At 71.1% G+C, this 22,232-nt stretch carries 21 protein-coding genes and 1 rRNA gene; 19 read left to right on the top strand and 3 right to left on the bottom strand.

The window, feature by feature from the left end; all coding sequences use genetic code 11:
- Positions 1–10 precede the first annotated feature (10 nt).
- A 5S ribosomal RNA gene (rrf, locus tag HFP15_RS40455) occupies positions 11–127 on the top strand.
- 82 nt (positions 128–209) lie between these two features.
- On the opposite strand, the gene HFP15_RS43720 is transcribed toward rrf, so the two are convergent.
- The gene (locus HFP15_RS43720; protein ID WP_281355772.1) at positions 210–2,063 is read right to left on the bottom strand and encodes a hypothetical protein; all 1,854 of its coding nucleotides are present in this window, start codon (positions 2,061–2,063) and stop codon (positions 210–212) included.
- Between HFP15_RS43720 and HFP15_RS43715 the strand changes: the two genes are divergently transcribed.
- The 8 genes from HFP15_RS43715 (at position 1,998) to HFP15_RS40415 (ending at position 10,124) form a co-directional block, all read left to right on the top strand.
- On the top strand, positions 1,998–3,095 hold the full coding sequence (locus tag HFP15_RS43715; protein ID WP_281355771.1) for a hypothetical protein: 1,098 nt from the start codon (positions 1,998–2,000) through the stop codon (positions 3,093–3,095). The genes HFP15_RS43720 and HFP15_RS43715 overlap by 66 nt on opposite strands.
- On the top strand, positions 3,092–4,096 hold the full coding sequence (locus HFP15_RS40445) for an HAD-IIA family hydrolase (RefSeq protein ID WP_168523619.1): 1,005 nt from the start codon (positions 3,092–3,094) through the stop codon (positions 4,094–4,096). Before HFP15_RS43715 ends, HFP15_RS40445 begins: the two co-directional genes overlap by 4 nt.
- A gap of 13 nt (positions 4,097–4,109) precedes the next feature.
- Positions 4,110–4,328: a hypothetical protein gene (locus tag HFP15_RS40440; protein WP_168523617.1), complete on the top strand. Its 219-nt coding sequence runs from the start codon at positions 4,110–4,112 to the stop codon at positions 4,326–4,328.
- Positions 4,329–4,332: 4 nt separating this feature from the next.
- Positions 4,333–5,145 (top strand): TlyA family RNA methyltransferase, encoded by an 813-nt coding sequence (locus HFP15_RS40435; RefSeq protein ID WP_168523615.1) that lies wholly within the window; start codon positions 4,333–4,335, stop codon positions 5,143–5,145.
- A complete protein-coding gene (locus HFP15_RS40430; protein ID WP_168523613.1) occupies positions 5,142–6,053 on the top strand; it encodes an NAD kinase in 912 nt (303 codons plus the stop codon). Before HFP15_RS40435 ends, HFP15_RS40430 begins: the two co-directional genes overlap by 4 nt.
- 82 nt (positions 6,054–6,135) lie before the next feature.
- Positions 6,136–7,914 (top strand): DNA repair protein RecN, encoded by a 1,779-nt coding sequence (gene recN, locus HFP15_RS40425; protein ID WP_312871992.1) that lies wholly within the window; start codon positions 6,136–6,138, stop codon positions 7,912–7,914.
- A gap of 81 nt (positions 7,915–7,995) precedes the next feature.
- Positions 7,996–9,180: a putative cytokinetic ring protein SteA gene (gene steA, locus HFP15_RS40420; RefSeq protein ID WP_168523609.1), complete on the top strand. Its 1,185-nt coding sequence runs from the start codon at positions 7,996–7,998 to the stop codon at positions 9,178–9,180.
- Positions 9,177–10,124 (top strand): copper transporter, encoded by a 948-nt coding sequence (locus HFP15_RS40415; RefSeq protein ID WP_168523607.1) that lies wholly within the window; start codon positions 9,177–9,179, stop codon positions 10,122–10,124. The genes steA and HFP15_RS40415 overlap by 4 nt, the downstream gene beginning before the upstream one ends.
- 22 nt (positions 10,125–10,146) lie before the next feature.
- Here HFP15_RS40415 and HFP15_RS40410 read toward each other — a convergent pair whose 3' ends face one another.
- Complete coding sequence (locus tag HFP15_RS40410; RefSeq protein WP_168523604.1) at positions 10,147–10,500, bottom strand: hypothetical protein; 354 nt, start codon at positions 10,498–10,500, stop codon at positions 10,147–10,149.
- A 122-nt stretch (positions 10,501–10,622) separates the two neighbouring features.
- Here HFP15_RS40410 and HFP15_RS40405 point away from each other — a divergent pair, with 122 nt between their 5' ends.
- The gene (locus HFP15_RS40405; RefSeq protein WP_168523602.1) at positions 10,623–11,021 is read left to right on the top strand and encodes a nitroreductase family deazaflavin-dependent oxidoreductase; all 399 of its coding nucleotides are present in this window, start codon (positions 10,623–10,625) and stop codon (positions 11,019–11,021) included.
- A 15-nt stretch (positions 11,022–11,036) separates the two neighbouring features.
- Here HFP15_RS40405 and aroA read toward each other — a convergent pair whose 3' ends face one another.
- Positions 11,037–12,308, bottom strand: coding sequence for a 3-phosphoshikimate 1-carboxyvinyltransferase (gene aroA, locus HFP15_RS40400; RefSeq protein ID WP_168523600.1), 1,272 nt, complete (start codon positions 12,306–12,308; stop codon positions 11,037–11,039).
- 97 nt (positions 12,309–12,405) lie between these two features.
- Here aroA and pyrG point away from each other — a divergent pair, with 97 nt between their 5' ends.
- The 9 genes from pyrG to recQ all read left to right on the top strand — a co-directional run bounded on the left by pyrG (position 12,406) and on the right by recQ (position 22,010).
- Positions 12,406–14,145: a CTP synthase gene (gene pyrG / locus HFP15_RS40395; RefSeq protein WP_168523598.1), complete on the top strand. Its 1,740-nt coding sequence runs from the start codon at positions 12,406–12,408 to the stop codon at positions 14,143–14,145.
- On the top strand, positions 14,142–14,774 hold the full coding sequence (locus HFP15_RS40390) for an NUDIX domain-containing protein (RefSeq protein ID WP_168523596.1): 633 nt from the start codon (positions 14,142–14,144) through the stop codon (positions 14,772–14,774). The genes pyrG and HFP15_RS40390 overlap by 4 nt, the downstream gene beginning before the upstream one ends.
- A gap of 103 nt (positions 14,775–14,877) precedes the next feature.
- On the top strand, positions 14,878–15,780 hold the full coding sequence (gene xerD, locus HFP15_RS40385) for a site-specific tyrosine recombinase XerD (RefSeq protein ID WP_168523625.1): 903 nt from the start codon (positions 14,878–14,880) through the stop codon (positions 15,778–15,780).
- 87 nt (positions 15,781–15,867) lie between these two features.
- Positions 15,868–16,851 carry a ParA family protein gene (locus tag HFP15_RS40380; RefSeq protein WP_168523594.1) on the top strand — a complete coding sequence of 328 codons (984 nt, stop codon included), beginning with the start codon at positions 15,868–15,870 and terminating at the stop codon, positions 16,849–16,851.
- A complete protein-coding gene (locus HFP15_RS40375; protein WP_168523592.1) occupies positions 16,848–17,255 on the top strand; it encodes a cobyrinic acid a,c-diamide synthase in 408 nt (135 codons plus the stop codon). Before HFP15_RS40380 ends, HFP15_RS40375 begins: the two co-directional genes overlap by 4 nt.
- A 59-nt stretch (positions 17,256–17,314) precedes the next feature.
- Positions 17,315–18,220 carry a segregation and condensation protein A gene (locus HFP15_RS40370; protein WP_168523623.1) on the top strand — a complete coding sequence of 302 codons (906 nt, stop codon included), beginning with the start codon at positions 17,315–17,317 and terminating at the stop codon, positions 18,218–18,220.
- A 413-nt stretch (positions 18,221–18,633) separates the two neighbouring features.
- Positions 18,634–19,419, top strand: a complete 786-nt coding sequence (gene scpB / locus HFP15_RS40365; RefSeq protein ID WP_446680266.1) for an SMC-Scp complex subunit ScpB — start codon at positions 18,634–18,636, stop codon at positions 19,417–19,419.
- A complete protein-coding gene (locus tag HFP15_RS40360) occupies positions 19,409–20,158 on the top strand; it encodes a pseudouridine synthase (RefSeq protein ID WP_168523590.1) in 750 nt (249 codons plus the stop codon). The genes scpB and HFP15_RS40360 overlap by 11 nt, the downstream gene beginning before the upstream one ends.
- Positions 20,159–20,186: 28 nt before the next feature.
- Positions 20,187–22,010 carry a DNA helicase RecQ gene (gene recQ / locus HFP15_RS40355; protein WP_168523588.1) on the top strand — a complete coding sequence of 608 codons (1,824 nt, stop codon included), beginning with the start codon at positions 20,187–20,189 and terminating at the stop codon, positions 22,008–22,010.
- Positions 22,011–22,232: the final 222 nt, after the last annotated feature.

The following is a 22,232-nucleotide window of genomic DNA, read 5'->3' as shown; positions in this document are numbered from 1 at the left end:
TTCGGAGTGTTTCGGTGGTTATGGCGGTGGGGAAACGCCCGGTCCCATTCCGAACCCGGAAGCTAAGCCTGCCAGCGCCGATGGTACTGCACCCGCCAGGGTGTGGGAGAGTAGGACACCGCCGAACTTTCTTTCCGAAGGGCCCGCTAGGATAGCCGGTTGGCTGCCCCTAGCGGGCCCTTTGTGTATGTCCAGGCCGCGAGGCTTGATCAAGTTTCTGAATCAAGGAGGAACAGGTGGCGGAGTTCGGACGGCGCGACTCTGAGGACGCCGCGTCCGATCGCCCGCGACGCCGTGACTCGGGTCCCGACAAGCGTCACACCGGCGACAAGCGCGGATTCTCCAACGGTAAATCGGGACAGTACGACCGCGGACGCTCCGGTGGCTACGACCGCCAGGATCGCGGCCGCGGAGGTTCGGCAGACGACCGCCGGTTCTCCTCGCGGGGCGGGGACCGGCAGGGCTGGAACAAGGATCGCGACCGGGACCGGCGCGGCTGGGACCGCGACGACCGGCGCGACACCCGCTCCGGCGGCGGCCGCGACGACCAGGGACGCGGAGGCCGCCCCGGCGGACGGGATGACCGGCCGGCCTGGAAGCGCGACGACCGCAGCGGCGGCGGGCGTGACAACCGCTCCGGCTGGAACAACGACAGGCGCGACGACCGGTCCGGCCGCGACGGGCGTTTCGACCGAGGCGGACGGCCCGGCCAGGACAACCGCTCGGGCGGTGGCGACCGCTCCGGTCGTGGCGATCGATTCGAGCGCGGGGACCGCTCCGGCCGTGGCGACCGTTTCGAGCGCGGGGATCGCGCCGGCGGCGGGCGCAGTTTCAACCGTGGGGACCGCCCCGGCGGCGGGAACCGTTTCGACCGCGCGGATCGCGCTGGGGGCGGGCGTAGCTTCGACCGTGCGGATCGCCCCGGGGGCGGGAACCGTTTCGATCGTGGGGAACGGCCTGGTGGCGGTGACCGTTTCGATCGCGGTAGCCGGTCTGACAGCCGTTTCGACCGCGGGGACCGGTCCGGTCGTGGCGATCGTTTCGATCGGGGAAACCGCTCGAGCCGCGATGACCGTTTCGATCGTGGAGACCGGTCCGGGCGTGGTGACCGCCTCGGCTCCGGCAATGACCGGGTCAACCGGGGCGAGAGGTCCGGCGGCGGTGACCGGTTCGGACGAGACGACAGGACGCGTGACGACAACCGCTTCGGACGTGGTGGTCGGGCCGGCGGCGAGGACCGTTTCGAGCGTCGTGGCGGGCCGGGCCGTGACGATCGGTCCGACCGCGCCGGGCGCCGTGACGACCGAGGCTCGTGGAACAAGGACCGCGGTGGCGACCGCCGAGGCGGGTACGACAACCGGTCGGCCGGCGGTCGTGACAACGAGCGGTCCGGCGGCGACCGGCGCTTCACCGGTGACCGTAACGACCGGCGCTTCGGCGACGATCGCCGTTCCGCCGGCGACCGCGGTGACGGGCGGTTCAGCGACGAGCGGCGCTCCGCGGGTGACCGGCGCTTCGGCGATGATCGCGCCGGGCGCGGCTCGCGTGACGACCGCGGTGACCGGGGCTTCGGCGGCGACCGTGGTGATCGCGGGTACCAGGGCAGCCGAGGTGGTCCTCGTGACGACCGGGGCGGGTTCAAGCAGCGCAGCGGCGGCCCGAGTGGCCCGCAGGGTCGCGGCGGGTTCCGCGACCGCGATGACCGCGGCTCCGGGACTCGTGACGACCGTCGCCCCGGCTCTCGCGACGACAGTGGCTTCAGGGACGGCGCATCGCGCGAGGCCCGGCCCGAGGAAGCGCGCGGCCAGCGCGACGACCGTCGCGAGCACCAGGGCCCGCCCCGCACGACCGCGCGCCCATCGGTACCGCTGGACGACGAGGCCCTTGCCAAGGAACTCCTCGAAGCTCCCGAACTGCCGGAGGACATCGAGTTCGCCGACCTCGACGAGGACGCTCGTCGCGAGTTGCGGACCCTGCCGAAGAACCTCGCGGAGACCGTGGGCAAACACCTGGTCGCCGCCGGTGGGCTGATCGACGTCGACCCCGAGGCCGCGCTCAAGCACGCCCGTTATGCCAAGGCGAAGGCGTCGCGGGTGCCGATCGTGCGTGAGGCTCTGGGCCTCGTCTCCTACCACGCCGGCAACTGGGCCGAGGCGCTTTCGGAGCTGCGAGCCGTACGCCGCATGACCAAGACCGACACGCACATCGCGGTCATCGCCGACGCCGAACGTGCCCTCGGCAGGCCGGAGCGGGCCCTGGACTTGGCCAAAGAGACCAATGTCGGCCAGCTGCCGCGGGAGGTCGAGGTCGAGCTGCGGATCGTCGCCGCCGGTGCGCGCCGCGATCTGGGGCAGCTGGACGCGGCCGTGGTGTCGCTGCAGACCGCCGACCTCGACGCGACCAAGCGGGACCCGTGGAGCGCGCGACTGTTCTACGCCTACGCCGACAATCTCGCCGCGGCGGGACGTCGCGAGGAGGCGGTTCAGTGGTTCCTCAACGCGGCGGCCGCCGACGAAGACGAGGAGACCGACGCGGCCGAACGGGCGGAGGAACTCTCCGCCGACCCAGCCGACCTCGCTGAGGACGGCGTCGACGATGTGGACGCGCGCGGTACGGACGAGGCGACTGCCACGGACGCAGATCTCGATGGCGACGGTGTCGGCGAAGCGGCAGCCGCGGAAGGCGACCTCGGCGAGGACGATGCCGACGTAACCGACGTGGACGCCGATCTCGCCGAGGACGGTGCCGGCGAGGCGGTGGAGGACGACCTGGACTCCGCGGCCGACGAGCGCGACGCCGACCTCGCCGAGAGCCGCGCGAACGCCACGAATGCGGTTGCGCCCGAGGCGGACGCCGAGGACGGCACCGCCGAGCCGGTCACCGCCGGGGCCGCGACCGCCGCCGATGCTGCTGCGCCAGTGGTGGAGGACGGCACTGACGAGGCCGCGACCGCCGAAGAGCCGACCGCCGCCGAGGTCGCCACGGATGCCGACCTCGACGACGAGACCGGCTTCGGCGAGCCCAAGCCGAACGCCGAGGCCACCGCGGCTGCCCGTGCCGACGACTCCAGCCACCCCCCGGAGCGGCCGGAATGACGAGCGACGGCGCCCTGCTCACCACCTACGACGCCGTCCTGCTCGACCTCGACGGGACGGTCTACCACGGCCCCCGGCCGATCCCGGGCGTCGCGGAGATCCTCCGCGGGCTCCGGGAACGGGGCACGGCGGTCCGGTTCGTCACCAACAACGCGTCCCGCGCGCCTGGTGATGTCGCCGGACAGCTGCGCGGGATGGACATCGCCGCCGAGGCGGACGAGGTCAGCACCAGCGCCCAGGCCGCGGCGAAAGTCCTCGGCGAGCGCCTCCAGCCGAACGACAAGGTTCTCGGTGTCGGCGCGCCCGCCCTGATGGACGAGGTCACCGCGGCCGGTCTCGAACCCGTCCGTGAGATGGGCGACGACGTCGTCGCCGTCGTGCAGGGGCACTCGCCCGAAACCGGGTGGCGCAACCTCGCCGAAGCCGCTCTCGCGATCCGCGCGGGAGCGTTGTGGGTCGCCTGCAACGTCGACGCCACGCTGCCCACCGAACGCGGCCTGCTGCCCGGCAACGGCTCCATGGTCGCGGCCCTCCGGCACGCCACCGGCGCCGAACCGGTCGTCGCCGGGAAGCCCGCCGCACCGCTGTTCCACACCGCCGCCGAGTCCGCGGGCGCCACGAACGCCCTGGTCGTCGGCGACCGGCTGGACACCGACATCGCGGGCGCCGTCACCGCCGGCCTCGACGCGCTCGTCGTGCTCACCGGGGTCGACACGCCCGCGTCGCTGATCGCCGCCGCTCCCGCCGAGCGTCCCCGCTACCTGGCCGCCGACCTCGGCGGGCTGACCGAGGACGCCGACGACCTCCTGATCGGCCCCCGCAAGGACTGGCAGGTCCGGCTCGACGGCGACGCACTCGTGGCGAAGGGCGGCGGCGACGCCTTCGGCCTGCTCCGGGCACTGTGTCACGCCGCGTGGGAATCCGGGGTCACCGACGTCCGCGCGGAGGACGAAACGACGCGCCGCGCACTCGCGGACCTGGGGCTCACCGAAGCCCGCTGAGCGATCCGTTAGCGTGGTAACCGTGCAGGAACAAGCCAGTCCGCGACCACGCCCGGTGCCGGGGCCGCCGCCGAGCGCGCAGCCCCAGCAGACCGACCCGCGCGCCGGAATCGAGGAGGCCATGGCCGGCCTCGACGACCTCGACCAGGTGCCACTGGCCGAGCACGTCGAACGCTTCGACGCGGTGCACACCGAACTCACCTTCGCCCTGTCCAGCATCGACAAGGTTTGACCCGATGCCCCGAAGGGCCCGCCTCGACGCCGAACTGGTTCGCCGGGGCCTCGCTCGCTCCCGTGAGCACGCGAGCGCGCTGATCAGCGAAGGAAAAGTCACCGTACGCGGCATGGTCGCGAGCAAACCCGCCACAGGCGTCGAGACCGGCGAGGCGATCGTCGTGCGCGGCGGCGAGGACGACCCGAACTGGGCCTCCCGCGGCGCCCACAAACTCCTCGGCGCCCTCGAGGCGTTCGAACCGCTGGGCCTGTCGGTGCAGGGCAAACGCTGCCTCGACGCGGGCGCCTCCACCGGCGGTTTCACCGACGTCCTCCTGCGCCGAGGCGCCCGCACGGTGATCGCCGCGGATGTGGGGCGGGGCCTGCTCGACTGGCGCCTGCAGACCGACGACCGGGTGGTCGTGCTGGACAAGACGAATGTCCGCAACCTGACTCCCGACCAGCTCGGCGGGCCCGTCGACCTGGTCGTCGGGGACCTGTCGTTCATCTCGCTCCGTCTGGTGCTGCCCGCCCTGGCGGCCTGCACGGTGCCCGGCGCGGACCTGGTGCCGATGGTCAAACCCCAGTTCGAGGTGGGCAAGGACCGCCTCGGCAGCGGCGGCGTGGTGCGCGATCCGGAACTGCGCGCCCAGGCGGTCCTGGACGTGCTGGCCGCGGCCGCCGAACTCGGCCTGTACCCGCACGGCGTGGTGGCCAGCCCCCTGCCGGGACCGTCCGGCAACGTCGAGTACTTCGCCTGGCTGCGACGGGACAGGTCCACTGTGGACGACGTGGAACACGTGGTCCGTACCGCCGTCGGAGAGGGCCCACAGTGAGTGAAGACCGTCAGGTGCTGCTCATCGTGCACCCCGATCGCGACGCCATCCGGGACGCCTCGCACCACATCGCCACGAAGTTCGCCGTCGCGGGCATCGGGTTGCGCGTAATCGAGGCTGAGGTCCGCGACCTGATCAACCAGCAGGCGCGGCAACCGCTGTGCACGCTGGTCGAACCGGACGATCACCCCGCCGAAGGCGCCGAGCTGGTCCTGGTGCTCGGTGGCGACGGCACCCTGCTGCGGGCCGCCGAGATCGCCCGCCCGGCCGCGGTTCCGGTGCTCGGCGTCAACCTCGGCCGCGTCGGCTTCCTCACCGAGGCCGATTCCGACGCGCTCGAAGAGACCGTGCACCGCGTGGTCGACCGCGAGTACACGGTCGAGGAGCGGATGACGATCGACGTCAGCGTGACGCTCAAGGGACAGCCGCTGGCCGAGACGTGGGCACTCAACGAGGCCAGCGTCGAGAAGAGCTCGCGGGAACGCATCCTCGACGCGCTCATCGAGGTCGACGGCCGTCCGGTGTCGGCGTTCGGCTGCGACGGCGTGCTGTGCGCGACCCCCACCGGCTCGACCGCCTACGCGTTCTCCGCGGGCGGCCCGATCATCTGGCCCGACGTCGAGGCGCTGCTGGTGGTGCCGAGCAACGCGCACGCGATGTTCGCCCGGCCGCTGGTGGTCTCGCGCGACTCGGTGATCACGGTCGGAGTCGACCCCGACGGCTCGCCGGCCGTGCTCACCTGCGACGGCCTGCGGCACTTCGCGCTTCCGCGCGGGGCGCAGATACGCGTGGTGTCCGGGCGCGTTCCGGTGCGGCTGGCCCGGCTGTGGCCGGGCCCGTTCACCGACCGGCTGGTGCACAAGTTCTCGCTGCCGGTGAAGAGCTGGCGCGAACGACACACGGGTTGATGGGCCGGGCCGCCGCCGTCAATCGACGCGCTTCGCGCGGCTGCTGCACAAAATGTCGGTCCCGGCCGCTACGGTGGGGGCCGTGCTGGCCGAGATGCGCATCCAAGGGCTTGGCGTCATCGAAGACGCCGTGCTCGAACTGCACCAGGGATTCACCGTGGTCACCGGCGAGACCGGGGCCGGTAAGACCATGGTGGTCACCGGGCTGCACCTGCTGTCCGGGGGCCGCTCCGAAGCATCCAAGGTGCGGAACGGGTCCGGCAAGGCCGTGGTGGAGGGGCGGTTCGCGGGCGTGTTCGCCGAACACGTCGCGCGCATCGTCACCAACGCCGGGGGCGAGGCCGACGAGGACGGCAGCCTGATCGCGCTGCGGTCGGTCGGCGCGGACGGGCGCTCACGGGCCCATCTCGGCGGCCGCACGGTGCCGGTGAGCGTGCTGAGCGACCTCGCCGACCGGCTGCTGGCCGTGCACGGCCAGAACGATCAGCTGCGGCTGCTGCGCCCCGCCGAACAGCGTGACGTGCTCGACCGCTTCGCCGGTGATCCGGTGGCCCGCCCGCTCGGCAGGTACCGCGAGATCCGTGACGAGTGGCAGTCGGTGGTCACCGAGCTGGCCGACCGGCAGAACCGGTCGCGCGAGATGGCCCAGCAGGCCGACATGCTCCGCCACGGGCTCGACGAGATCGCCGCGGTGGACCCGCAGTCCGGTGAGGACGCCGAGCTGGCCGAGCAGATCAAACGCCTCGCCGCGGCCGACGAGCTGCGCGAAGCGGCCACCGCGGCACAGGCCGCGGTGTCGGGAGCGGCCGAGGGCGACCCGGATGCGCCGGGCGCGCTGGGCCTGCTCGGCGAGGCTCGGCGGCGCCTGTCCGGCGCGGAGGATTCCGCGCTGCGCGATCTGGAACCCCGCCTGGCCGAAGCGGCCGTGCTGCTCGGCGATGTCGGCGCGGAACTCGGCGCGTACCTCGACGGGCTGGACGCCGATCCCGAGCGGCTGGAGCAGGTGCTGGCGCGCCAATCGGAGCTGAAGAAGCTCACCCGCAAGTACGCCGCCGACGTCGACGGGGTGCTCGCGTGGGCGGAGGACGCCCGCGAGCGCCTGTCCACTATGGACACCTCGGAGGAGGCGCTGGCCGCGCTCGCGGCGCGGCGTGACGAACTGGCCACGGAACTGGCCGGGCTGGCCGCAGACCTGTCCACGGCGCGCGCCGAGGCGGCGGCCAAGCTTGCGGCCGAGGTCACCGGCGAGCTGTCCGGGCTGGCGATGGGGCAGGCCGAGATCGAGGTGACGGTGCGGCGGCGCCCCGCCGAGCCCTCCGATCCGCAGGCGCTCAAGGTCGGCGGTGAGCCCGTGCACGCGGGCGGCAGCGGCATCGACGAGGTCGAGCTGCTGCTCAAGGCCCATTCCGCGGCGCCGTCGCTGCCGGTGCACAAGGCGGCCTCCGGCGGTGAGCTGTCGCGCGTGATGCTCGCGATCGAGGTCGTTCTCGCCAACGCCGACACCGTGCAGACGCTGGTGTTCGACGAGGTCGACGCCGGGGTCGGCGGCCGTGCGGCGGTCGAGATCGGACGGCGGCTCGCGCGGCTCGCGCGCACGCACCAGGTTCTGGTCGTCACACACCTGCCGCAGGTCGCGGCCTACGCCGACCGGCATCTGGTGGTGGACAAGGGAACCTCGGGCGGCGTCACGCGCAGTGGCGTCACAACCCTCGAGCAGTCCGAACGGGTCCGGGAGCTGGCGCGGATGCTGGCGGGCATGGACGGCACCGAAACGGGCCGGGCACATGCCGAAGAACTGCTTGCCGCGGCCGAATCCGACAAGAAGTCCACCGGGAAGAGCCCGCGCAAACGGCGAAAATAACTCCGAGATCATCACCAGAAAGCCGGTGCCGCTCGGCGTGTTGGCCGCGCCATCGGGCGTCCATTTGTCACTATCGGTGGCATGAAGCTCACCGGCCTGCTCGCGCGCAACACCGAGAACCTGCCCGGAATCACCGGCGTGGCCAGGGTGGACCGGCGCACGCGCGCGCTGCTGCGCCGGATCGGGCCCGGTGACGTCGTGGTGCTCGACCAGATCGACCTCGACCGCGCGACGGCGGACGCCCTCGTCGAGGCGGAGGTCGGTGCGGTGGTCAACGCGTCGCCGTCGATCTCGGGCCGGTTTCCCAACCTGGGCCCGGAGGTCGTGGTCGGCGCGGGCATCCCGCTCGTCGACGGTGTCGGCGGTGAGGTGTTCCGTGTGCTCAAGGACGGCAGCAAGGTCCGGCTGCACGACGGCGTGATCTATGTCGGCGAGCGCAGGATCGCCTCCGGCACCGAGCAGACGGCCGAGAGCATCGCCGATTCGATGATCGAGGCCAAGGCGGGGATGTCCACCCAGCTGGAAGCCTTCTCCGCCAACACGATCGAGTTCCTGCGCCGCGAGCGCACGTTGATCCTCGACGGCGTCGGCGTGCCCGAGATCCGGGTGCCGCTGCGTGACCGGCACGTGCTCGTGGTCGCCCCCGGCAAGGGGCACGCGGCCGATCTCAAGGCACTCAAGAAGTACATCGCCGAGCACCGGCCGGTGCTGATCGGCGTGGACGCCGGCGCGGACACCTTGCGCGAGCTGAAGTACCAGCCCGACATCATCGTCGGCGATCCACATGGGATCGACGCCGACACGCTCAAGTCCGGCGCGGAGGTCGTGGTGCCGGCGCAGCCGGACGGGCACGCGCCCGGTGTCGCGCGCATCCAGGACCTGGGGATCGGTGCGGTCACGTTCCCCGCGTCCGGCAACGCCGAGGATCTGGCGCTGCTGCTGGCCGACGCGAACGAGGCGAGCCTCGTGGTGACTGTCGGGTTTCAGGCGACGCTGCGGGAGTTCCTCGACCACGGCCGGTCCGGGTCCAACCCGTCGACCTTCCTCACCCGGCTCAAGCTGGGCACGAAACTCGTGGACGGCAAGGCGGTCGCGGCACTGCACCGCAGCCGCGTTTCGCTCGGTGCGGTGGTGCTGCTCGTGGTCGCCGCGCTCGTGGTGGTCGCCGTCGCGCTGCTGATGTCGGATGTCGGCAGCGCCTACCTCCACTGGCTGCGCGACAGCTGGAATTCCTTCACAAGCTGGTTCAAGGGGCTTTTCGCGTGATCTCTCTGCGGTACCACATCGTCTCGATCGCGGCGGTCTTCCTCGCGCTGGCGGTCGGGGTGGTGCTCGGCTCGACGGCGCTGTCCGGTTCGCTGCTGTCCGGCCTTTCCAACGAGAAAGGTGAGCTGGCCAGCCAGGTTTCGGATCTGCAGGCCAAGAACAACGGGCTGAACGCGCGGCTGAACGACGCCGACGCGTTCGCCGGCTCGGTGGGGCCGAAGGTCGTGCAGGGCGCGCTGGACAAGCGGTCGGTCATCATGGTCACGACCGAGGACGCGAAGCCGGCGGACCGGGACGCGCTCAAGCAGCTGATCCAGCAGTCGGGCGCGACCGTGACCGGGGAACTGCAGCTGACGCCGGCGTTCCTGGACCCGGCGAAGGCCGACCAGCTGCGCCAGGTCGTGACCCGGCTGCAGCCCGCGGGCACGACGTTCCCGACGGCCGGCGACCCCGGCACGCTGGCCGGTGCCCTGATCGGTTCGGTGCTGATGCTGAACAAGGACACGGCGCAGCCGCAGTCCTCCAGCGCGGAACTGGCCGCGGCGATCGGCGGCCTCACCGACGGTGGGTTCGTCAAGGCCAGCCCGACGATCGGGCCGGGCCAGCTCGCCGTCGTGCTCACCAGCGGGCAGGCCACGGGCGACGGTGCGGGCGACAAGGCCGCGACGCTGGCGCGGTTCTCCGCGCAGCTCGACCGGTCCGGTGCCGGTACGGTGCTGGCCGGTGACCCGGCTTCCGCCGAGGGCACCGGTGCCCTCGGCGTGGTCCGCGCGGACACCTCCGCCACGTCGATCCTGTCCACTGTGGACAACGTGAACACGGCCGCGGGCCGGATCGCGACGGTGCTGGCGCTCAAGCAACAGCTCGACGGGGCGGCCGGCCGGTACGGCATCGCGGGCAACGCGCAGGCACCCGCGCCCGGTGTGAACCCGTCCGGTAGTTAGGGATCCGAACCCGCGGGCGCCGTCACATGATGGGTCCGCGCCCGATGGCGCCGCCGGAGCCGAGGCCCGCGTGCTCGCGGATGATCGACTCGACGGTGTCCGGGTCGTCCGGGGTCAGGAACGGCCGGATCGCCCGGCCGAGATCGACGACGAGTGCCATGTCCTTCCTGGGCCGTCCGGGGTCCAGACTCGCCCAGTAGCGCGGGTTGCCGGTGCCCCAGATTCGCGCCCGGCCGCGCAGCGGTTCGAGCCACACCCGTCGAACCGACCGGATCTGCCCGTACCGGATGGTCTTCGTGCCCCACGGAAAGTAGTAGCCGCGGACACGGATCCCGACGTCCGTGCACTCGATCCACTGGTCGCGGTAGAGCGTCATGATCTCAGGGTTCACGCGGAAACGACGGATGGCAACAGGCCCTCGGCTGATTGAGAACACGCACCTGAGGGCGGTCTCAGCCACGCAGTTCAACGCGTGTCGAATTCTGGCACAGTGGAGCCATGACCACTCACAAACGCACACCACCCGCGTTCGCGCAGAACTTCAACAAGGTCGCCGCGAAGCTCGCCGGGCACCGGTTCATGCCGCTGTGGGGCCTGGTGCGGCACCGCGGCCGCAAGTCCGGCAAGCCGTACGAGACCCCGATCGCGATCATCGGCTCCACCGCGGACGCCGTGTACATCGGGCTGCCATGGGGCCGGCGCACCGACTGGGTCCGCAACCTTCAGGCCGGAGGCGGCACGCTCGCCTGGAAAGGGCGGACGTTCTCCATCGCCGAGCCGGCTTTCGTCGACAAGCAGCGGGTACTGGCCGAGACATCCGGCCTGCGGCGCGAGGTCACGCGCAGGTGGGGCCTGAACGACTACCTCCGGCTGATGGTGCGGCCGGCCGTTCACTGAATCCGGCGCGGAAGCTCAGCCGAGCATCGACTGCCACGCGTCGACGAAACCGGGGAAGGTCTTGCCGACCGTCGCCGGGTTCTCCACCTCGACGCCGGGCACGCGCAACCCGAGTACGGCGCCCGCCATGACCAGCCGGTGGTCGTCGTAGGTGTGGAACACGCCGCCGTGCAGGGGAGCGGGCGTGATCGCGAGGCCGTCCCCGGTCTCGCGCACCTGGGCGCCCAGCCCGGACAGTTCGGTGGCCAGCGCCGCGAGCCGGTCGGTCTCGTGCCCGCGCAGGTGCGCCACCCCGGAGATGACCGACGGGCCGTCCGCGAAGCACAGCAGCGCGGCGATCACCGGCGTCAGCTCGCCGACCTCGTGCAGGTCCAGCCGCGTCCCGGAAATGGTGCCGGCGCCGGTGACCGTGAGCCCGCCCGCGTCCAGCGAGACCCGCTGCCCGAGCTCGACCAGCAGGCTGCGCAGCCAGTCACCCGGCTGGGTGGTGCGCTCGGGCCAGCCGTCGATACGGACCGTGCCACCGGCGGCGGCCGCCGCGACGACGAACGGGGCGGCCGTGGACAGATCGGGCTCGACGGTGTAGTCGGGACACGCCAGCTGCGCGGGCGGCACGTGGAACTCGGTGCCCGCGCGTTCGGGCGCGGCACCGAAGCGGCGCAACAGATCCAGCGTCATGGCGATATGCGGTTCGCTCGGCGGGGCGTCCCCGATGAGCCGGACGGTGACGCCGGAGGAGAACGACGGGCCGGCCAGCAACAGCGCCGACAGGAACTGGCTCGACGCGCTCGAATCCAGGTCGACCTTCCCGCCATCGATACCGCCGTGACCACGCACGGTGAACGGCGGTGCGCCGCGGCCCTCGTCTTCGATGTCGGCACCGAGGTCGCGCAGCGCGTTCAGCAGCGGCGCGATCGGCCGCCGCCGGATGGCCTCGTCCCCGTCGAAGGTCACCGGCCGCGAACCGAGGCCGGCGAGCGCGGGCGTGAACCGGGCGACCGTGCCCGCGTTGCCCAGCGCCACCGACGTCGGCTCCGTCCCTTCCGGAACCAAGGGCCGGACCAGCACGTTCTCCCCGGCCTGCTCCCAGGAACCGCCGAGTGCGGACAGCGCGCCGAGCATCAGCCGTGCGTCGCGGGAATCCAGCGGAGCGCGCACCAGCGTCGGCTGGGCGGACAGCGCGGCGAGCACATAGGCCCGGTTCGTGATCGACTTCGAACCCGGGACACGCACGTTCGCGTCCAGCGGGCCCGGCGCGACGGGTGCCGTCCATGTGTTTCCGGCCACGGATGCCCTCTCCTCCTCAGCGGAACTGTCCCTGACATCGAACTACGTCGGCGAGGCTGCGCGGCGCCCGGGGCCGGGTGCGATAAGGTGGAAGCCCGTGGGACTTCAGCCGCGGACAGCCAAGTATGTCTTTGTCACCGGGGGCGTTGCCTCCTCTCTTGGTAAGGGACTCACGGCCTCGAGCCTGGGTCAACTCCTTACTTCTCGTGGCCTGCGGGTCACGATGCAAAAGCTCGACCCGTATCTGAACGTGGATCCGGGCACCATGAACCCCTTCCAGCACGGTGAGGTGTTCGTGACCGAGGACGGTGCCGAGACCGACCTCGACATCGGCCACTACGAGCGGTTCCTCGACCGCGACCTCTCCGGTTCGGCGAACGTCACCACCGGCCAGGTCTACTCCGAGGTGATCGCCAAGGAACGGCGCGGCGAGTACCTCGGCGACACCGTCCAGGTCATCCCGCACATCACCGACGAGATCAAGCGGCGCATCATGGCCGTCGCCGAATCCGACGGCACGGGCAGTGCTTCTCCCGCCCCCCTCTCCGAGGATCCCACCCCCCGTCAGCCCGACGTGGTCATCACCGAGGTTGGCGGAACGGTCGGTGACATCGAGTCGCTGCCGTTCCTGGAGGCCTGCCGCCAGGTGCGCCACGAGATCGGCCGCGACAACTGCTTCTTCCTGCACGTGTCGCTGGTGCCCTACCTCGCTCCCTCCGGCGAGCTGAAGACCAAGCCCACCCAGCACTCCGTGGCCGCGCTGCGCAACATCGGTATCCAGCCCGACGCGCTGGTCTGCCGCGCCGACCGCGACCTGCCCGAGGACCTCAAGCGCAAGATCGGCCTGATGTGCGACGTGGACACCGAGGCCGTCATCGCGTGCCCGGACGCGTCCTCGATCTACGACATCCCGAAGGTGCTGCACCGCGAGGCCCTCGACGCGTACGTGGTGCGGCGGCTCGGACTGCCCTTCCGCGACGTCGACTGGACGGTGTGGGGCGATCTGCTCGACCGCGTGCACAACCCGTCGGAGACGGTGCGCATCGCGCTCGTGGGCAAGTACATCGACCTGCCCGACGCGTACCTGTCGGTGACCGAGGCGCTGCGGGCGGGCGGATTCGCGCACCGAGCGAAGGTCGAGATCGTATGGGTGGCCTCCGACCGCGCCACGACGCCGTCGGGTGCGGCCCAGGCGTTGTCCGATGTGGACGGCGTGCTGGTGCCGGGCGGGTTCGGCGTGCGCGGGATCGAGGGCAAGATCGGGGCGATCAACTACGCGCGCACCCGTGGCATCCCGGTGCTGGGTCTGTGCCTGGGCCTGCAGTGCATGGTGATCGAGGCGGCGCGCAACCTCGCCGGTATCGCCGACGCCAACTCCGCGGAGTTCGACGAGACCACCACGCACGCGGTGATCTCCACGATGGCCGAGCAGAAGGACGTCATCGCGGGCGAGCGCGACATGGGCGGCACGATGCGGCTCGGCGCGTACCCGGCCAAGCTGGTGCCGGGCACGCAGGTCGCCAAGGCGTACGGGACCACCGAGGTGTCCGAGCGGCACCGGCACCGCTACGAGGTCAACAACTTCTACCGCAAGCAGCTCTCCGACGCCGGGCTGGTGTTCTCCGGCACCTCTCCGGACGAGCGCCTCGTGGAGTTCGTGGAGCTGCCTGCCGACGTGCACCCGTTCTTCGTCGGCACGCAGGCGCACCCGGAGCTCAAGAGCCGCCCCACCCGCCCGCATCCGTTGTTCGACGCGTTCGTCGCCGCCGCGGTGAAATACCGGACCGCGGACCGGCTGCCCGTCGAGCTGCCCGAACCGACCGCGAGCGTGCGATGAGCGCTCCCGGTACGCACGACTTCGCTGTGGTGTCCACTCAGGACGTCCACATCGGACGTGTCGTGGCGCTGCGGGTCGACGACGTGCGGATGCCGGGCGGCAGCGTCGCCCGGCGCGAGGTCGTCGAGCACATGGGCGCGGTCGCGATCGCCGCGGTGGACGACGAGCAGCGCATCACGCTGATCCACCAGTACCGGCATCCGCTGGGCCACCGCATCTGGGAGCTGCCGGCCGGGCTGCTCGACGAGCACGGCGAGGCGCCGGTCGAGACGGCCCGGCGCGAGCTGGTCGAGGAGGCCGGGCTGACGGCGCGGACGTGGGAGACGCTGGTCGACGTGGCCGCGTCGCCGGGGTTCACCGACGAGGTCGTGCGGGTGTTCCTGGCCCGCGGGGTGTCCGAAGTGGACCGGGCGGAGCTCGGTCACGACGACGAGGAGGCCGACCTCGTCGTGCACAAGGTGCCGCTGGCCGAGGCGGTGCGGATGGCGCTGGCGGGGGAGCTGGTCAACGGGGCGACCGTCGCCGGCGTCCTCGCGGCGCACGCCGTGCTCACCGGCGCCTCGCGGACACGTCCGGTGGACGCTCCTTGGGAAGATCGTCCCACGACGTTCGGGCGAAGGCACCGCTGATTCGAGGTCAGCGCGCGCAGCCCCTCGGCCGAGGGTGGTGGTGGGCGACGCGTGGGCCTAGGGTGTCGCCGTGGCAATAGCGGGCGGCACTGCGGTGAGCCAGGTGGTCACGGCTTATCTCGATCATCTGGCCGTGGAGCGCGGCACCGCGCGCAACACCCTGGACAGCTATGCCCGCGACCTGCGTCGTTACGTAGCGTATCTGGCGAATGCCGGAATCGAGGACTTCCGGAAAATCACTGAATCGGAGGTCACCGGATTCGGCGCCGCGCTGCGTGAGGGTGACGACGAGCATCCGCCACTGGCCGCGTCGTCGGCGGCCAGAGCCCTCGTCGCCGTCCGCGGGCTGCACCGCTTCGCGCACATCGACGGGATCGCCGACGACGATCCGGCGCGCGAGGTGCGGCCACCCGCGGCGGCGAAACGGCTGCCGAAGGCGCTGCCCGTGCACGACGTGCTGCGGCTGCTGGACATGCCGGCCGCCGAGGGGGAGCGGCCGCTGCGGGACCGGGCGCTGCTGGAACTGCTCTACTCCACGGGCGCCCGGATCTCCGAGGCCGTCGGGCTCGACCTCGACGACGTGGACCGAAGCGAGCGCACCGTGCTGCTCGACGGCAAGGGCGGCAAGCAGCGTCTGGTGCCCGTGGGCAGGCCCGCGATCGAGGCGCTGGAGGCGTATTTGGTGCGCGCACGGCCCGCGCTGGCCGCACACGGCCGGGGCAGCACCGCGCTGTTCCTCAACGTGCGCGGGACGCGGCTGTCGCGGCAGAGCGCGTGGCAGGTGCTCAAGACCAACGCCGAGCGCGCGGGCATCTCGGCCAGCGTGTCGCCGCACACGCTCCGTCACTCCTTCGCCACCCATTTGCTGGAGGGCGGCGCCGACGTTCGGGTGGTTCAAGAGCTCCTTGGTCACGCATCGGTGACCACGACGCAGGTGTACACCCTGGTCACGGTGAACACTCTGCGTGAGATATATGCTACGGCGCATCCTCGGGCGCTGGGTTGAGTCGCGCGATCCCGGCGAGCCGCTTTGGCGACAACCGGGCCGCGCAATAGGCTGCCGAAGACCCGTCGAACGAGGAGTTTTCGCGCCATGTCGACACCGCAGCCTCCGGGTGAAAAAGCCGCGACAGCGTCTTTGATGTCGGCCGCCGCGAACCTCAATCAGCTGACCATCGCGACAGAGGGGGAGCCTGACTCAGTGGACACTGCCGTGCAACCGGACACCGGCAAGGTGAACGGTAAGGCCCAGGTGGGCCCGACCGGCAGGCCGTTGCGTGAGATACCCGATCCACCGCTGCTGGACAGGCACGGTCCCGCGACCGTGCTGGCCATGTGCAACCAGAAGGGCGGCGTCGGCAAGACCACCTCGACCATCAACCTGGGCGCCGCGCTCGCCGAGTACGGACGGCGCGTGCTGCTGGTGGACTTCGACCCGCAGGGCGCGCTCTCGGTCGGTCTCGGCGTGCAGCCGCACGAGCTCGAGCAGACCGTCTACAACGCGATCATGGAACGTTCCGTGACCGCCGATGACGTGCTGCGCAGGACCAGCGTGGAGGGCATGGATCTGCTGCCGAGCAACATCGACCTGTCCGCGGCCGAGGTGCAGCTGGTGGCCGAGGTGGGCCGTGAGCACACGTTGCTCAGGGTCCTGCAACCGGTCATGAACGGCTACGACTATGTTCTGGTCGATTGCCAGCCATCGCTCGGGCTGCTCACGGTGAACGCGCTCACTGCCGCGGACGGCGTGATCATCCCGCTGGAGTGCGAGTTCTTCAGTCTGCGTGGCGTGGCTTTGTTGATCGACACGATCGAGAAGGTACGCGAGCGCTTGAACCCCAAACTGGACATCACCGGAATCCTGGCCACCATGTTCGACCCCCGCACCCTGCATTCGAGAGAAGTCATGGCGCGCGTGGTGGAGGCCTTCGGTGACACCGTGTTCGACACCGTGATCAACCGCACGGTGCGGTTCCCCGAGACCACCGTGGCCGGGGAGCCGATCACCCGCTGGGCCCCCAAGTCGGCCGGCGCGCAGGCCTACCGCGCGCTGGCACGCGAGGTGATCGCTCGGTGAGCAGGCGAGCCTCCCTGCCCGGGGCTTCCGAACTTTTCCGCCTGACCAGCAGCAGTCCCGCCCTCGAACCCGTCGAGGTTCCGCGCCCCGCGCAGAGCGAGCGGCGGGAGCAGGCGCCCCGGGAGCAGCAGCTGGCGCGTGGCGGAACGGCGCGGCGCGGTTCCGGACGGCAGAAGCACGATTCGAAGATCACGGTGTACGTCTCGGGTGACGAACTCGTCGCGATGGAGCAGGCGCGGCTCGCGCTGCGCGCCACGCACGGGCTGGTGATCGACCGGGGACGCCTGGTGCGCGAGGCGGTCGCGGTGCTACTGGCCGACTTCGAGCAGCATGGGCCGGATTCGGTGCTGGTGCAGCGACTGCGGGAGGGCACCTTCGACAGCGAGGAAGCCACCGGGTCGTGAGCGAGGAAGGGGTGCCGGCTGGGGAGGCTGCCCGGCCGGAGCCCGCGGCCGGGGAGACGATCGCTCCACCGGCCGAGCCGGAGAGCGGCGGCCCGGCCACGTCGGAGGGTGGCGGCCCGGCTGAGCCGGAGGGGGCCGCCTCGGAGGCCGCGGGTGACGAGGGCGCGTCGAAGTTCAAGGTGCGGCTGGCCAACTTCGAGGGTCCCTTCGACCTGCTGCTGCAGCTGATCTCGCAGCACCAGTTGGATGTCACCGAGGTCGCGCTGCACCAGGTGACCGACGATTTCATCGCCTACACGCGGGCCCTGGGCTCGGAGTGGGACCTGGACGAGACGACGGAGTTCCTCGTCGTCGCGGCGACCCTGCTCGACCTGAAGGCCGCGCGGCTGCTGCCGTCGGCGGAGGTCGAGGACGAGGACGACCTCGCGCTGCTGGAGGCCAGGGACCTGCTCTTCGCGCGCGTGCTGCAGTATCGGGCGTACAAACAGGTGGCCGAGCTGTTCGCCGAGCTGGAGGCGGGTGCGCTGCGGCGGTATCCGCGCTCGGTGGCGCTGGAGGAGCGCTACGTCGGGTTGCTGCCCGAGGTGATGCTCGGGGTGAGCCCGGAGAAGTTCCGGGAGATCGCGCTCGCGGTGTTCCGGCCGAAGCCGCCGCCGACGGTGTCGCTGGATCACCTGCACATGGGACGTGTGTCGGTGCGGGAGCACGCGGCGATCCTGCGGTTGCGGCTGGCGTCGGCGGGGACGGCGGCGTTCTCGGATCTGGTGTCGGACTGCGAGCACACGATCGAGGTGGTGGCGCGGTTCCTGGCGCTGCTGGAGCTTTACCGCGAGTCGAGCGTGCAGTTCGAACAGGCGGAGGCGCTGGGTGCGCTGAGCGTGCGGTGGACCGGCGGGTCGGTCGAGCAGGCCGCCGAGGCCGCCGAGCAGGACCGCGCCAGTGCTGACGAAGAGGAGTACGGGTGAGCCCGGAGGACGAAAAGATCGTCGACCTGGACCGTCTTGGCGGCACGCCGGGGGAGTCCGGTGCCGCGGCGGAGCCGGCGGGTGAGGCTGACGACGACGTGCGGGCGGCCGCGCAGGCCGAGGCCGACCGCCCCGGGGCTGTCGGTGACCAGGCGGCGCCGCCTGGCGTCGAGGCCGCGCCTGAGGGCGGCTCCGCCGAGCCTGGCGATGACACGGCCGTTTCCGGCGACGCCGCCGGCGAGTCGGTTTCGGAGGCTGCGCCTGAGGCTGGTGGCGACGGTGAGCCCGTTTCGGACCCTGCGCCCGAGGCCGGTGCCGCCGAGCCTGGCGATGACACGGCCGTTTCCGGCGACGCCGGTGAGCCGCTGTCGGAGGCCACGCCCGAGGACGGTGCCGAGCCGGCTTCGGAGACCGTGCCCGCGACCGCCCCCGACAGCGAGCCGAGTCTCGAAGCCACGCCTGACAGCGAGTCGGTTGCGGAAGCCGCGCCCGAGGCCGATGCCGACGGCGAGCGGGTTCCCGAAGCCGCACCTTTGGCCGCCCCCGACAGCGCAGCCCCCGAGTCCGGGTCCGAGGCCGCCCCCGAGCCCGAAGGCGGACCGGAAGGCGGCCCCGAGGACGAGGGGCTCGTCGCGATGGAGCGGGCGCTTCCGGATGTCACCGAGGACGCCGCGCTGGAGTCGGCGCTGGAGGCGTTGCTGCTGGTGGTCGACTCGCCCGCGTCGGAGGAGTCGCTCGCCGAGGCGGTGGACCAGCCGGTGGCCCGCGTGACCGAAACGCTGCGCACCATGGCGGCGAGGCTCACCGAGCGCGGTAGCGGCATCGATCTGCGCCGGGTGGGCGAGGGCTGGCGGTTCTTCACCCGCGACACCTACGCCCCGTTCGTCGAGAAACTCCTGATGGACGGACAGCGCTCCAAGCTCACGCGCGCCGCGCTGGAAACCCTCGCCGTGATCGCCTACCGGCAGCCGGTCACCCGCTCCCGGGTCGCGGCCGTGCGCGGCGTCAACGTCGACGGCGTCATCCGGACCCTGCTCGCCCGCGGCTTGATCGAGGAGAGCGGCACCGATCCCGAAACAGGTGGCACCCTGTACGTGACCACCGAACTGTTCCTCGAGCGGCTCGGGCTGGCATCGCTCAACGACCTGCCCCCGATCGCCCCGTTGCTACCCGAAGTGGATGCGATCGATGACATCTAGTGAGGCACCCGAGGGTGTCCGCCTGCAAAAAGTCCTCGCCAAGGCCGGCGTGGCCTCGCGTCGTGCGGCCGAGGAGCTGATCGTCCAGGGCCGGGTCCAGGTGGACGGCCGCATCGTCCGCGAACTGGGCCGCCGCGTCGACCCGGACAACGCGGTGATCCACGTCGACGGCACGCGCGTCATCCTCCGCGAGGATCTGGTGTACCTCGCCCTGAACAAACCCAAGGGCGTGCACAGCACCATGACCGACGACCAGGGCCGACCCTGCGTCGGTGACTACGTGCGGGGACGCAGTTTCAGTGCCGGGCTCTTCCATGTCGGCCGCCTCGACGCCGACACCGAGGGCCTGCTGCTGCTCACCAACGACGGCGACCTCGCGCACCGCCTGATGCACCCGTCCTACCACGTCCCAAAGACCTACCTGGCCGAAGTGGACGGCCTTGTCGCGCGCGGGCTCGGCAAACAGCTCAAGGCGGGCATCGAACTGGAGGACGGCCCGGTCAAGGTCGACGCGTTCCGGGTCAAGGACATGCAGGCGGGCCGTTCACTGGTCGAGGTCGTGCTGCACGAGGGCCGCAAGCACATCGTGCGCAGGCTGCTCGCCGAGGTCGGGCATCCGGTGCGCAAGCTGGTCCGCACCGCCGTCGGCGACGTTCAGCTGGGCAACCCCAAGCCGGGCAGCATCCGGCGGCTCACCCGCGACGAGGTCGGCAGCCTCTACCGCGCGGTGGATCTGTGATGTCGGAGCCCGCCGCTACCATCGCCGGGTGAGCACCACCGAAACCGTATCCAGCGCACTCGACGTGCTCCGGCGCGTCTTCGGCTACGACTCCTTCCGGGGCGAGCAGGAGGCGATCATCGAGCACGTCGTCACCGGTGGCGACGCCCTCGTGCTCATGCCCACCGGCGGCGGCAAATCGTTGTGCTACCAGATCCCGTCGCTGGTGCGCGAGGGCGTCGGCGTGGTCATCTCGCCGCTGATCGCGCTCATGCAGGACCAGGTCGACGCGCTGCGGGCGCTCGGCGTGCGCGCCGGGTTCCTCAACTCCACACAGGACTACGAGCAGCGGCGGGAGGTCGAGTCGGCGTTCCTGTCCGGTGAGCTGGACCTGCTCTATCTCGCACCGGAACGGCTGCGGCTGGACTCCACGATCAGCCTGCTGGACAAGGGCACGGTCGCGTTGTTCGCGATCGACGAGGCACACTGCGTGTCCCAGTGGGGTCACGACTTCCGCCCCGACTACCTCGGGCTGTCGGAGCTGCACGAACGCTGGCCCGACGTGCCGCGCATCGCGCTCACCGCGACCGCCACCCGGGCCACCCACGCCGAGATCGCCACCCGGCTCAACCTCGAGGACGCCAAGCACTTCGTCGCGAGCTTCGACCGGCCCAACATCCAGTACCGCATCGTGCCCAAGAACAGCCCGCAGAAGCAGCTGCTGGATCTGCTGCGCACCGAACACGCCGGGGACGCGGGCATCGTGTACTGCCTCTCCCGTGCCTCGGTGGAGAAGACCGCGGAGTTCCTGGTGGCCAACGGAATCGACGCCGTGCCCTACCATGCGGGTCTCGACGCGCGCACCCGCGCGGCGAATCAGTCACGTTTCCTGCGGGAGGACGGGCTGGTCGTGGTCGCCACGATCGCGTTCGGCATGGGCATCGACAAACCGGACGTGCGGTTCGTGGCGCACCTGGACCTGCCGAAGTCCGTCGAGGGCTACTACCAGGAAACCGGCCGCGCGGGTCGCGACGGGTTGCCGTCCACGGCGTGGCTCGCCTACGGGCTGGCCGACGTGGTGCAGCAGCGCAAGATGATCGACACCTCCGAGGGCGACAGTGCACACAAGCGCAAGCTCTCGACTCACCTCGACGCGATGCTGGCGCTGTGCGAGACCGTCGAATGCCGCCGCACGCAGCTGCTCAACTACTTCGGCCAGACCGGCGAGCCGTGTGGCAACTGCGACACGTGCCTGGCGCCGCCGGAGTCGTGGGACGGCACCGTCGCCGCGCAGAAGCTTCTGTCCACTGTGTACCGGCTGCAGAACGAGCGGCGGCAGAAGTTCGGTGCCGGGCAGATCATCGACATCCTGCTGGGCAAGAGCACTTCGAAGGTAACGCAGCACCGGCACGACGAGCTGACCGTGTTCGGTGTGGGCAAGGATCTCGCCGAAAGCGAGTGGCGCGGTGTGGTGCGGCAGCTGCTGGCGCAGGGTTTGCTGGCGGTGGAAGGGGATTACGGCACGCTGGTGCTGACCGATGCGAGCGGCGAGGTGCTCGGCAGGCTGCGTGAGGTGCGGCTGCGCCGGGAACCCAAACGCGAGCCGAAGGCGGCGAAGACCGCGAAGTCGAAGGCCCCGGTCGACCTGCCGCCCGAGGCCGCGCCGGTGTTCGAGCGCCTGCGCGCGTGGCGGGCGACCACGGCGAAGGACCAGGGCGTCCCGGCGTACGTGATCTTCCACGACGCGACGTTGCGTCAGATCGCTGCCGAGCAACCGTCCACTTTGGAGCAGCTGGGCGGCGTCAGCGGCGTCGGCGAGAACAAGCTGGCCAAGTACGGCGAGCAGATCATCGAGGTGCTCGCGGCGGGGTAAGCCCGCAAGTCTGTACTTGCGGGCGCGGAGGCCTGGACTCGCGCGCATGCACGTCTGGACTCGGGCTCACGGAAGTCTGGACTCGCGGGCACGGAAGCCTCGACTCGCGCGCGCAAGCTCGGACGTCCGGCTACGCAAGTCCGTACTCGGGCGCACGGAAGTCTGGACTCGGGCGCACGGAAGTCTGGACTCGCGGGCGGGGGAGGGGCTGTCTCTTATACA

It is taken from the genome of Amycolatopsis acididurans, assembly GCF_012328925.1.
GTDB lineage: Bacteria > Actinomycetota > Actinomycetes > Mycobacteriales > Pseudonocardiaceae > Amycolatopsis_E > Amycolatopsis_E acididurans.
The sequence above is the reverse complement of the archived record's forward strand: the minus strand, read 5'-3'. Positions and strand labels throughout refer to the sequence as shown.

What these genes read in the sequence shown, in the direction of transcription:
- HFP15_RS40445 (WP_168523619.1), top strand. Translation starts at nt 3,092, where the DNA reads ATGACGAGCGACGGCGCCCTGCTCACCACCTACGACGCCGTCCTGCTC.
- HFP15_RS40435 (WP_168523615.1), top strand. Translation starts at nt 4,333, where the DNA reads ATGCCCCGAAGGGCCCGCCTCGACGCCGAACTGGTTCGCCGGGGCCTC.
- steA (WP_168523609.1), top strand. Translation starts at nt 7,996, where the DNA reads ATGAAGCTCACCGGCCTGCTCGCGCGCAACACCGAGAACCTGCCCGGA.
- HFP15_RS40410 (WP_168523604.1), bottom strand. Translation starts at nt 10,500, where the DNA reads ATGACGCTCTACCGCGACCAGTGGATCGAGTGCACGGACGTCGGGATC.
- HFP15_RS40405 (WP_168523602.1), top strand. Translation starts at nt 10,623, where the DNA reads ATGACCACTCACAAACGCACACCACCCGCGTTCGCGCAGAACTTCAAC.
- HFP15_RS40390 (WP_168523596.1), top strand. Translation starts at nt 14,142, where the DNA reads ATGAGCGCTCCCGGTACGCACGACTTCGCTGTGGTGTCCACTCAGGAC.
- HFP15_RS40380 (WP_168523594.1), top strand. Translation starts at nt 15,868, where the DNA reads ATGTCGACACCGCAGCCTCCGGGTGAAAAAGCCGCGACAGCGTCTTTG.
- HFP15_RS40360 (WP_168523590.1), top strand. Translation starts at nt 19,409, where the DNA reads ATGACATCTAGTGAGGCACCCGAGGGTGTCCGCCTGCAAAAAGTCCTC.